10 protein-coding genes are annotated in these 12,252 nt (G+C 35.7%); 4 read left to right on the forward strand and 6 right to left on the reverse strand.

What is annotated here, in order from left to right:
* Positions 1 to 4: 4 nt before the first annotated feature.
* The gene (locus tag B5X62_RS05475; protein WP_079666408.1) at positions 5 to 865 is read right to left on the reverse strand and encodes a DUF4846 domain-containing protein; all 861 of its coding nucleotides are present in this window, start codon (positions 863 to 865) and stop codon (positions 5 to 7) included.
* Positions 866 to 931: 66 nt separating this feature from the next.
* On the opposite strand from B5X62_RS05475, the gene miaE reads away from it, so the two are divergent.
* The 3 genes from miaE to B5X62_RS05490 all read left to right on the forward strand — a co-directional run bounded on the left by miaE (position 932) and on the right by B5X62_RS05490 (position 3,596).
* On the forward strand, positions 932 to 1,510 hold the full coding sequence (gene miaE / locus B5X62_RS05480; RefSeq protein ID WP_079666409.1) for a MiaE family protein: 579 nt from the start codon (positions 932 to 934) through the stop codon (positions 1,508 to 1,510).
* Position 1,511: 1 nt separating this feature from the next.
* Positions 1,512 to 2,126, forward strand: coding sequence for a DUF502 domain-containing protein (locus B5X62_RS05485; protein ID WP_079666410.1), 615 nt, complete (start codon positions 1,512 to 1,514; stop codon positions 2,124 to 2,126).
* A gap of 93 nt (positions 2,127 to 2,219) precedes the next feature.
* Positions 2,220 to 3,596, forward strand: coding sequence for a tryptophanase (locus tag B5X62_RS05490; protein WP_079666411.1), 1,377 nt, complete (start codon positions 2,220 to 2,222; stop codon positions 3,594 to 3,596).
* 44 nt (positions 3,597 to 3,640) lie between these two features.
* Here B5X62_RS05490 and porW read toward each other — a convergent pair whose 3' ends face one another.
* The 5 genes from porW to B5X62_RS05515 form a co-directional block, all read right to left on the reverse strand.
* Positions 3,641 to 6,181, reverse strand: a complete 2,541-nt coding sequence (porW, locus tag B5X62_RS05495) for a type IX secretion system periplasmic lipoprotein PorW/SprE (protein WP_079666412.1) — start codon at positions 6,179 to 6,181, stop codon at positions 3,641 to 3,643.
* A gap of 85 nt (positions 6,182 to 6,266) precedes the next feature.
* Positions 6,267 to 6,845 (reverse strand): Maf family nucleotide pyrophosphatase, encoded by a 579-nt coding sequence (locus B5X62_RS05500; RefSeq protein WP_079666708.1) that lies wholly within the window; start codon positions 6,843 to 6,845, stop codon positions 6,267 to 6,269.
* Between the two features lies 1 nt (position 6,846).
* Positions 6,847 to 7,368 carry a KdsC family phosphatase gene (locus B5X62_RS05505; protein ID WP_079666413.1) on the reverse strand — a complete coding sequence of 174 codons (522 nt, stop codon included), beginning with the start codon at positions 7,366 to 7,368 and terminating at the stop codon, positions 6,847 to 6,849.
* 66 nt (positions 7,369 to 7,434) lie between these two features.
* On the reverse strand, positions 7,435 to 8,325 hold the full coding sequence (locus B5X62_RS05510; RefSeq protein ID WP_079666414.1) for a GLPGLI family protein: 891 nt from the start codon (positions 8,323 to 8,325) through the stop codon (positions 7,435 to 7,437).
* Between the two features lie 96 nt (positions 8,326 to 8,421).
* Positions 8,422 to 11,130, reverse strand: a complete 2,709-nt coding sequence (locus B5X62_RS05515; protein WP_079666415.1) for a Plug and carboxypeptidase regulatory-like domain-containing protein — start codon at positions 11,128 to 11,130, stop codon at positions 8,422 to 8,424.
* A gap of 227 nt (positions 11,131 to 11,357) precedes the next feature.
* Between B5X62_RS05515 and B5X62_RS05520 the strand changes: the two genes are divergently transcribed.
* A complete protein-coding gene (locus tag B5X62_RS05520; protein ID WP_079666416.1) occupies positions 11,358 to 12,242 on the forward strand; it encodes a cupin-like domain-containing protein in 885 nt (294 codons plus the stop codon).
* The last annotated feature ends 10 nt before the right edge of the window (positions 12,243 to 12,252 follow it).

Here is a 12,252-nt window from a genome sequence, read left to right on the forward strand (position 1 = left end):
AATTTTAAAAATGTTTAATAACAGCGTTTTTAAAATGATATCTCGGCGTTGGGATATTGTCGCTAATTTTTTGATCAAACCAAGGATTTTCGTTTTCAGAAAGAATATGTATCGATTGTGCTGGCGTATAACCTTCGATCAAAGCATAACGTTTTTGGGCGCCGTTTTCGATTTTGTCAACAACCATCACAACGTGACCAGGGCTTCCTGGCGTGATAATTAAATCACCGATTTCAAATTCTTTTTTGTTGGAATCCAATTTTAAATCTCGAGCTAAAGAAATTGTCCCTGCGTAAGTGTAAATTATGTCTAAATATTTTCTAAATTCTTGATAATTATTCAACTGATTTGTGTTTGCAGATTGCGAAAACCTCACCGAATTTCCGTTGATGATTGGGCGAATACCTTTTGCATAAGAGTCCCAAGAATAATTATCACCGCTTGTAAATCGAAAATGGATGTCGCTATATTTTTCATTTTTAAATAAATACTCAGCCCGAAGTCGTATCAACGCATCGGCGCATTGTTGCAAGTCGGTTGTCCCAATGTCATAAGTCAAAATCCCAACATGATGCTTTTGATCAGATATTTCGGAGCCATCATATTTAAGAATTGGTTTTCCAAAATCCTGCAGTTTTAGATTTTGTAGAAAATTTTCCCAAGAATTGGCTGGCGTTTCAACTCTTTTAAAACCAGAAATCGGAAGAAGTCTATCTTTTAAAATATTAGCTTTTGGATTGATTAATGTAATGTTTTCAGCTTTCAGTTCTGGAGAATTTAATGCAGGTTTTTCTATAATTTTTTCTTGTTTATTACAAGCAATTACGACAAGACTTAGAATTATTAATTTAAAAATTTTCATCATTCCTGAATTTGTATTAAAAATAAAGGAAATGCGCTTAAAATTCTTATTTTTACGAAAAAAATTGAAATGTTTAGGTTAAAGCTACTTACGGATCCGCGTTGGGCAAATATTGCAGAAGGCAATTTGGAAGAAATATTAACTGACCACGCTTGGTGCGAACAAAAAGCAGCCACTAATGCGATTGGATTGATTACGATGTTGCCAGAATATCCCGAAATTGTTACCGAACTTTTGGCGATTGCACAAGAAGAGTTAGACCACTTCAACCAAGTGCATGAGATTATCAAAGAACGTGGTGGCGTTTTGGGACGACCAAGAAAAGACGATTACGTAAATGATTTAATCAAATTTGTTGTGCAAGGAAGTCGTGAAGATTTAATTGTTGACAAAATGCTTTTTGCTGCGATGATTGAAGCTAGAAGTTGCGAACGTTTCAAAGTTTTAACAGAAAATATTAAAGACGAAAAGCTAAAGAAATTCTATCATGAATTGATGGTTTCGGAAGCGAATCATTATACAACTTTCATAGGATTTGCACGTCAATTGGGCGATCCCGAAAAAGTAAATCAACGTTGGGAAGAGTGGCTAGACTACGAGTCCCAAATTATCCGTTCTTACGGAAATAAAGAAACCATCCACGGATAATATGAAGAGAGGATTCAACGACTATATAGGATTAGCGTTCCGAAATTTTTTACAAGGTCTTGTTATTATCGGGCCTTTGGCGGTTACGGCATGGATTATTTGGTACATTGTTTTTAGTATCGATAACATTATTCCGTCTGTATCCGAGAAGTTTCCGGGATTGGTTTTCGTAGTGGTGATTGCTGCGACGACACTTATCGGCTATTTTGGGAACAAATTTATCATCGGTCGAATTATCGTTGATAGCGTTGACTACATCCTCGAACATACGCCGGGCATCAAATTTATCTACACGTCGCTTAAAGATGTGATGGGTTCTTTTGTTGGTGATAAAAAGAAATTCAATGTGCCTGTTTGGGTTAAAACCAATGAGAACCCAGAAGTTTGGCGCATCGGGTTTTTAACTCAAAACGATATGTCAGCCGTTAAAATGGATGGGATGATTGCGGTTTATCTTCCGCATTCTTACGCCGTTTCGGGTTGGGTTATTGTAACTAAATTTAATAATATAAAAGAAGTTGATGGCATGAGCGCTGCCGAAGCAATGAAGTTTGCAGTAAGTGGTGGTGTTGCTGGATTCCATAGCGATGATAACGTTTTCAAAGCACCAGAATGATGTTTGATTTTTAAATATGAAAAACACTTTAGGTTAAAAACACATTTGACTTAGAAAAAATCAATTTTTAAAAATCTACAAAACATTATTTATATGAAATTACCTTATGCAGAGCCATTTAGAATTAAAATGGTTGAAAATATCCAACAGTCTACACGAGAGCAAAGAGAACAATGGCTAAAAGAGGCTGACTATAATTTATTCAATTTAAAATCGTCACAAGTATTTATTGATTTATTAACTGATAGCGGAACTGGTGCAATGTCTGACCAACAATGGGCAGCTTTGATGACTGGTGACGAAAGTTATGCAGGTTCTCGCTCGTTCCAAGAATTGCAATCGACTGTTGAAAGAATTACAGGATTTCCTTATCTACTACCAACGCACCAAGGTCGTGCAGCGGAAAATGTATTGTTTTCAGTTTTAGTAAAAGAAGGCGATGTTGTACCAGGGAATTCACATTTTGACACGACTAAAGGTCATATCGAATTCCGTAAAGCGCACGCTATCGATTGTACTATTGATGAAGCTTTTGATATTAATGATCTTTATCCTTTCAAAGGAAATATCGATCTTAACAAACTTGAAGAGGTTTATAAATCCCATCCAAAAGAAAATATTCCGTTTTGTTTAGTTACCGTGACTTGTAATTCTTCTGGTGGTCAACCTGTATCTTTAGAAAACATAAAAGCGGTTAGAGAATTGTCGAATAAATATGGAATTCCAGTTTATTTTGACTCAGCGAGATTTGCAGAAAACGCTTATTTTGTTCAACAAAGAGAAGAGGGTCAAAAGGAGAGAAGCATCAAAGAAATTTGTAAAGAAATGTTCTCTTATGGTGATGGTATGACGATGTCGTCAAAGAAAGATGGATTGGTGAATATCGGTGGATTTATCGCACTTAACAATCAAGAGGTTTTTGAAAAAGCTTCTAATTTCACGATTATCTACGAAGGTTTCATCACTTATGGTGGAATGGCGGGAAGAGATATGGCGGCTTTGGCAGTTGGTCTGGACGAGGCGACAGAAAGTGCTTATCTGGAAAGTCGAATCTCGCAAGTTGAATATCTAGGAAATAAATTAATAGAGTACGGTGTGCCTGTACAAAAGCCAATTGGTGGACATGCTGTATTTGTAGATGCACTTAGTTTCTTACCAAATATTTCTCGTGAAGAATTTCCGGCACAGACTTTAGGTCTCGAACTTTATATTGAAGCAGGTATTCGTGGTGTAGAAATCGGAACTTTGTTAGCCGATCGTGATCCCGAAACGCGTGAAAATCGTTATCCAAAATTAGAGCTTCTTCGTTTAGCAATTCCGAGAAGGACTTATACTAACAATCACATGGATTATATTGCAGCGGCTGTTAGCAATGTCTATGAGCGTAGAAACGATATCACCAAAGGTTACAAGATTGTGAAAGAACCAGCGATTTTAAGACACTTTACTGTGAAGCTAGATAAAGCTTAAACATAATACAAAAAAAACCGACACTCAGCTGAGTGTCGGTTTTTTTATTTTTCACTTTTTAATTGTTGAATAGAAGCGTCTGCAGCATCAGGAGAAATCGCTTGCATTTTAGGCTTTGGTGGGCCTTCTGTTTGATTGATTCCTGGACGTCCTGGTCTTGGAGTAGCTTCTATACTTCTCATTTTGATAGACTTTTCCTCATCCGGATTTGGCGCATTATTGACTTTCTGAGGTTCGGTAGGAGCAATCTTTTTACCTTCGCCGTCTGTCATTTCAAGTTTAATATCACTTTTCAAATACTTAAGAAGTTGTTTTGCTTTGTCGCCTTCCATAGTATTGGCATAGTTAAGAACAATCTGCTCAAGCTGAAGAATCATGATTTCTTTACCAGCAGATTTTCCAGCGTTATAAGCATTTAATAAATATAATTTCGGAACCAAAGCGTCTTTTTTGTTTTCGTCAATGGTTTTAAGAATTAATTCTGAAGAGGCTTGGTATTTTCCTTCGTCATAAAGTTTGTAAGCTTCTTCATATTTTTTCTGAACATCTTCAGACGACTTGTTGAAGTTTTTATCACGAGGATTTTTTACAAACTCTGCATACGAAGTGTACGGATATTTTTCCAAAATCATGGTTTTTGCACGTTCTGCAGCACCAGGATTTTTTTCATAATTAACAACAAATGCTTGATAAAGCGCTTTCAGTTCTGTGTCCTCGTCAGGCTGCCCGTCTACAAGGTCATAAAGTGTTTTAGTCGCTAATTTAGAATTGCTAAAGAAGTTCTCAAACATAATTCCTAAACCTAGACTTGCCGTATCTCTATCTTTTTTAAGCTTTGCAATATCCGAAGTATTGCTCGGTATTTTTTCTGTATAAAAACTTGGTTCAAAACGACGAGGATCGGGCGCAGTTGTTACACCTAATGCTTCGTTTTTAAGATCTTCTATCGTTTGAGATTTAGCAGAGTAACGCCAGTTGTCAGCTAATGTTCTGTTGCCCCAGATCTGCTTAAAGTTAGTCTCTCCACGCGGGATATTGTTGGTATTTGCAAAGTAGAATGTACTTTTGTTATCACCAGCCATATTGATGTCTCCGAAAGTCCCAGCGCCAGAGTTGGCGAACATCGAGTTAGCATTGTAATCGCCAGTGTCAAAACCTTTTGATCGCTCAGCTCTTTTTCTTTCGATTTCTTCTGCGGCTTCTTTCGCTTTCAACTTATCAATATGCTTTGCAAAATAGGCTTCTTGTTGCTCTTTAGACATTTTTGTAAGTGCAAGAATACTATCATTTTTCTTTATTAAATAATAGTTTTTCGAAAGCTTTTTAATATTGGTTGTAAGCTCTGTGAGACGTGCTTTTTCTGGTGCGTAAGTCATAACCGCCAACGCACTATCGTAGTAAGCGCCCGCTGTCAAATAATCGTCTTGTGCAAAATATTTTTTTCCAATTTCTGAAAATGCTAAACCTCTGATTTGTGGATCCGATACTTTTGCTGAAATCGATTTTCTAAACAAAGAATCTGCGTCTTTATCTTGCTTTGCATTAAGCGCTAAAAGCCCCATAGCATAATACAATTCGTTTTTACGAGAAGCGTAAGTTCCTTTTTTAGCTATCTTTTCTAGATAAGCTAAAGCTTCGTCATAATTGTCGTTGGTATTATCGAATGTTTTAGCAATTTGGATTTGCGTTTTAACCTCGAATTCGAAATCATAAGCATATTTGTAAGCCGTTGTGAAAGACTCTCTAGCTTCTTGCTTTTTACCTAATTCTGCCAAGATTTGTCCACGTAGATAAGCAATTCTACTTCTTGTTTTTCTAACTTTATTATACTCAAAAGCTTCTTCTAACTCGGTTACAGCATCATTCTTTTTGCCCCATTTTAATAACATTTCAGAGTAGAAAATACTTAAAGTTCTTTTTTCTTCTTTGTTAAGTTTTTCATCCTTAAGTTCAACGAAAAGGCGATCTGCTTTTTGATAGTCTTTTAGTTTAGCATAGATTTCGGCTTGATAAATTCTTGCAGTGTTAATGCGTTTATGTTTTGGCATATTATTAAAAATATAACCTAGCGCATCTAGAGCTTCAAGGTTTTTACCCTGATACATTCTAGATTTTGCCAATAACATATAAGCGTCAAACATATACGAGTTCTTCTCTACACCGTTAACAAGAACTGAGTTTTTTGAAATCGTTTTTAATGCTTTGGCTTCTGCAATTTGTAAAATAGATGCTCCTTTTCCAGAAGTACTAGGTCGCGATGGACTTCCTCCCATTGTAGAATTTGCATTGGGCGAAGCAGGACCTTTGTTGCCGCTCATGTTGGTCATCGGGTTTCCTGCACCAAAGTTAGAAACTTCCGTTGCTACATCTTCTGTAGTAAGAATCGGAATATAAGCTTCGTAAAAGTTGTCTTTAAAACTTTTAGTACGATTTTGCATTTCTGTATTAAAGGCTTCTTTACTATTAAACATGGTGTTATAATAGGTAGAAAAGCGATTCATCGGGCCACTCTTCGTCTTCTTTTTACGAGGTGTACATCCAACAACAACAAAAATAGAAAGTATAATAAAGGCGAATTTTCTCATTTAAGTAGATAACTTGCTAAAAGGCAATTTATTATTTAAAACATTAATTTTTGTAAAAATAATCTTTTTCTTTTTAAAAACGAATTTATATCAAGAATCCTTCAACAGGAAAGTATTTTGACAGATATTTATACACCAAATGTGTCGGAAGTCCCATAATGCTATAATAGCTCCCGTTGATGTTTTCGATTTTGCTCATCCCCAACCATTCTTGTATGCCGTAACTACCAGCTTTGTCAAAAGGTTTGTATTTTTCGATATAATAATTGATCTCGTCATCTGAGATAATTTGCATTGTCACATCGGCGCAATCGGTTTCTGTTATTAAATTATCAAGCGTTTTAATACAAATTGATGTGTAGACTTGATGTGTTTTGCCTGACAGTTTTTTTAACATATCAAAGGCTTCGTTTGCGTTTTTTGGTTTTAAAAGAATTTCGTCTTCCAAAGCGACAATCGTGTCCGAAGTCAAAAGGATTTCATTTTCTTTTAAATCTTTATAGGCTTCAGCTTTTGTTTTGGCTACAAAACCAGCAATATCTTTTGTTGCTAAATCTTCGGGATAAGACTCGTCGCAGTTAATTTTTACAACTTCGAAAGGAAAATTTAATGATGCTAAAAGTTCTTGACGACGTGGCGACGCTGAGGCTAACAATAACTTCATTTTAGGTTGATTTGGTGTCATCTTCTAGATTCCAACGATTTTGAATTTTCATAACTTGTTCGATAACATCACGTACTGCGCCCTTTCCACCTTCGATGGGCGAGATATAATCTGCGATGTCTTTAACTTCTGGTACGGCGTTAGCTGGTGCTGCCGCAATCGCGACTTGTTTCATAATACCAATATCCGGAATGTCGTCACCCATCATCAAAACTTTGGAGTCGTCGATCTGATATTTTAGTTTAAAATCTGTATAATCCGACACTTTATGAGCTGACTTTGCATAATAATCTTTAATCCCTAAATAGTCGATGCGATGACGCACCATAGGATCATCTCCGCCTGTGATAACCGCAATTTTGTAACCTGCTTTTATCGCTTTAACAACGGCGTAACCGTCTAGCACATTCATAACGCGAGACATATTTTTGTCGGGAAGAAGATAGACGCTTCCGTCTGTGAAAACACCGTCCACATCGAAGACAAAAGCACGTATATTTTTTAGTTTTTCTAAATAGCTCATAATAAAAAATCCCTTGTTGATAAGGGATTATAAATGTAATAAATATTAGTGAATTTTGAAATCAAATTAAGGAAACAAACTTGGTTCGATAGGATTGTTATCGTTTTTGATACTTTCCTTCTGGCTTTTTTCCATATTTCTGATAATGTCATTGGTATCAGTTATTTCTTTACCGTCCATATTCATTTTTATTTTGACATTGCCTTGGCTTAGCATCTGGCGCATATCTTTTACAGGATCGTTTTTGTATTCTTTCCATAATTGTGTAAACTTCGCTTCTGTAACGTCAAGAGGTTTCCCTTTGCTACCGCCGATTATCACAGTTGTTCTGCCATTGCTGTCATTCGCACTTTCTTTAATTTCGACATCATCAAATTTTTTAAGTCCAATGAATTTGTAAGCGTGTGTGCCCGTAGCATCTTGCATTTCTAATATTAAACCAGGAAGTCCAGAGAATTTGTAAGGTCCATCTTGGAAAGGTAATTCTTGCGTGAACCATGCTGTCCAGCTTCTTCCTCCAAATTCTGTCGTTGCTTTTTGAGCCGTGAATTTGTCTATCTTTTTTGTGTCGGGTTCAATTTTCCAAACGATGGCTTTTTCGTTTTTAATGGCATAATTGTTTGTATTGATTGGCGTTTTAAGAACAATATTAAAATCAGGATAAGACTTTTCTACCGTGTATTTAACAGCGCCAGGATTGGTACCTTTAAAATTGAAATTCGTGCTTCCTGTTGCGCGCATTTTTTTCATGTACTCATCGCGTAGAGAATCTGCTAAAAATTTTTTTTGACTGTAGAATTTGCTGCCATCTTTTCGAATATCGAGAAAGACAGTTTCTTTTTTTATCGAATCTTTTTGATTGATGTTTGGCGCAAATTCATACTCGTAGGCGATGCGCGTGCCTTGTCCAAAAATGGAAATGCTAAGAAGTAATAAAAGTAGATGTAAATGTTTCATGACTAAAAAATTAGTTATACGAATGTAAAAAATATTTCGCAATGTTTCAGCGAAATATTTTTTTATTGAAAAATTATAATATTCTGATTTTAAAATTTATTTAAAATTAAATTTAACAGTAAACATAAACTGACTTGGTCGTATGTACATTTGGTTAGTTGAGATCAAGCTTTGTGCAACGTCTACACTAACTGTTTCATAGACTTTACGATTTGCGATGTTTAACCATTTTAGCTCAAAATCAATTTTCTTTTTAACCCAAGTGTATTGATAAGAGACGTCAAAGAAAGAGTTTCGGAAATTAGTGCCTTTTACTTTTGTTGTCAAATCATCCCAGAAGAATCCAAAAGTGTGATTTTCGCTAGGGTAGATGTAAGTGCTTAGATTATGATTCCAGCCAGACGTTTTCACATCGATATTGTCAGTTGTGTTGCTACTTTTTGACCAGTTAAAACCAACATTGTAATCAACACTTAACCAACTGAAATAAGCATTATTAAATTTAATTCCTAAATTTTGTCGGTTAGAATCTGTTTCGCGTAGATCGTTAAAAAATGAAAACGAATTAGAGTCTGTATTGGTGGCAGATACTGATAAGTTCATTTTATACTTAGGGAAATACTTTCCAATTTCCGCGCTTTCGGTTTGACTTTTAGACGTGTTGTCCATTGTTTCCAACACTAACTCATTTGTGAAACCGTTGGTTTTGTAAGATTCAATAATGTTTCTTTTGTTAGTCGAATAATTATATCTAACATTGAAGAACAAATTGTTAAGAGGATTTCGGTATTCTAATCTAGAGCCAATGCTTCTTGTTAAATATTCTGGCATTTCGATGTTGTCCGCACTACGCACTCTAAGACTTGTTGGGCTTGTTAGCATTTTTCCGCCATACAAGAATCCAAAGTTTCCGAAATCGTATTTTTGGTTAGCAAAAGCCCAAAGTTTGAAGAATGAAGCAAACTCATAATTTGCAAATAAAGTGGGTTCAAAAACCGTTTTGCTTTGGTCAAGATATTTGTTGCGGATATTATCTCTATATGTAATGCCGTAGAAATTAACAGGCAAAGTCATATTCAGATTAAAATTTTGAGATTTGAAATTAACGCCCAACTGTGTGTATGGTTGGATTTCGTTCCAGTCAACATCGTTAAGCATATCGCTTCCCAGAAAGTGATTGGTGCCGCCAACTTCACCATTAATCGCAGAATTTAAGTTATTAAAATTCATATTTAAACCAACTTCTGGCGTGAAAGTCCATTTTTTGTAGCTAAATCCTACCGACACCGAATGATCAACTTCTAAGGTTTTTGAAGTCGCATATTGGTTGATCTTACTATAATTTCCGAATCCAAAGTCAATAAGATAACTTCCTGGATTAATGCTCATCGTTTGTCTATCTTTTTGATATTTGACATAACTCATCACGTTGAAAAGCTTTTCCTTCCAAGGTACAATCGTACTTAACGAATTTTGGAAAATACCACTCGGTGAGTTAAGATCTTCCATTGCCATTTTATGAATAGCATTCGTTTCTCCAACAGCTGGTGGTAGATAATTGTCAACTTTTGCGCGATCTGTATTCCAGAAACTATTCCAAGTTGTTGTGTTTTTGAAGAAACCTTTTTTTGCATTTTTAGTGAAGATTAGTTCTCCTTTTGCAGCATTGTCATAGAAATTATTAGAGGTACTTGACGTAAAAGTTCCGCCCAATGGTACTGTTCTGGAGCCAACATCATAAACGCTAACTTGATAATCCTCACGTTTGATGCTGTTGTTGGTATAAGATGCATTGGCTTTTAATTCCCATTCTTTATTTTTGAAAGGACTTGTCAACAAATTAGCCGAGAAGAAATGAACATTGTTTAACAAATATCTTTTTTCTCCAATATTGGGTGTGCCCGCCGTTTCTACATTGGTCCAAGATTTTTGTGATGCTTGCGATCGACGACCTTCCCAACGCGATCCAAAAGAAAGCATGTTGCCTTCATTCTCTACAGATTCGCCATTGTTATTCGCTTTATAGTTAACGACCCATTGATTTTTCTGCCCAAAAAACATTGGCGTTAATTTAACATTCCAAAGAAAAGGACTAAAGCCAGCGCCAACCTCGCCACGCCCCGTCATCGTCACCGATTTTTTTAGTTTAATATTAAGCGCAGCGTTTTCTGAAGGGACTTTGTCTTGCAAAATTTTAACTGGCTGATGGTTCTCAAGAACTTCAACTTTAGCAACGGCATCTTTTGGAAGCGAATTGTTAATTGTTCCGTAACCGCCTTCCATTAAGTCTTTTCCGTTAACGTAAAATTTATTAATCGGCTCACCTTGATAAAGTACAGTACCATCTTTATTAACTTCGATACCTGGCATCTTTTTCAAAACATCAGCAAGACTACGGTCCGATTTGTTTTCGAAAGCTTTGATGTCGTAAGAAATCGTGTCACCTTTTTTGGTGATTAGTTTGGTTTTAATTTTTACTTCTTCAATTTCGGTTGTTTCGCCAGCTAGTGAGAAGTTTTGAGTTTGATCAGCATTTTTGATGGTTTTGCTTTGCGTTTTTTGATTAAAAGCTTTAACCTTTAAAATCACATCGCTTTCTGATGAGGTGAAAATAATCTTGTATTCACCTTTAGAATTGGATATTGCATAAGCCAGAATTGCGTTTTTGCCAGGTTCCTCAATAGTTACACTGGCGCTTGGTAATGCTTTTCCGTTAGAGTCGGTAATGTTTCCGCTAATTGTTTTTTGAGCTAAAACAATTATTGAACAACAAAATACCAAAATAAAACTGAGTAGATTTTTCATATAGTTACTGTATCACTAAACAATTAGTAGAAGTTTAATTTTTTTGTTACAGTTGTTTGAGAAATATTTTGATGAAAAGTTAAATCCTTGTCAATTTTGTTAGTGTTAATCGGCAATAGCAGATTTTAATAGATAAAATAATTTAGAATCATTATAATTAAAAACTATTTTTTTTGACCACACTCCACAAAAAATTAATAATTTTGTAACATATTAAGTTAAGCAAAATGGGAATCATTCTGAAACCGATTGATGTTGTTGATGACATCACGAAAGAGGAGTTCGAAAATAAATACCTTAAAACCCGTACACCGGTGGTTATCAAGAATATGGCTAAAAAATGGCCAGCTTACCAAAAGTGGACGATGGACTATATGAAGCAGGCTGTAGGTGATGTTGAGGTGCCTTTGTATGACAGCTCTAAAGCTGATCCAGCTGCACCAATTAACGCTTCCGCAGCGAAAATGAAGTTTGGAGATTATATCGATTTGATACAAAGAGAGCCAACAGATCTTAGAATTTTCTTATTTGATCCGATTAAAAGCGCTCCAAAATTATTAGATGATTACATTTCTCCTAAAGAATTAATGGGCGGTTTTTTAGATAAATACCCAAACATGTTCTTCGGAGGGAAAGGTTCTGTAACTTTTTTACATTACGATATCGATATGGCGCACATCTTCCACACACATTTTAATGGAAGAAAACATATCATGCTTTTCGATTACAAATGGAAAGATAGATTGTATCAAATACCTTATGCGACTTATGCATTGGAAGATTATGATATCGAAAATCCTGATTTCAAAAACTTCCCAGCATTAGATGGCGTTGAGGGTATCGAGTGTTTTTTGGAACATGGTGATACGCTGTTTATGCCAACTGGTTGGTGGCATTGGATGAAATATTTGGACGGAAGTTTCTCAATTTCGTTAAGAGCTTGGGACAAATCTTGGGGCGTAAAAGCACACTCGCTTTGGAATCTTACTGTACAAAGAACTTTTGACAACTTTATGAAGAAAAACTTCAAAATTAGATACATGACTTGGAAAGAGAAAAAAGCCATAGAAAGAGCAAATTATGCTTTGAAACGCGGACTTCCGAGAAAGTAGATTTTGAGTT

Source organism: Soonwooa buanensis, assembly GCF_900167905.1.
GTDB lineage: Bacteria > Bacteroidota > Bacteroidia > Flavobacteriales > Weeksellaceae > Soonwooa > Soonwooa buanensis.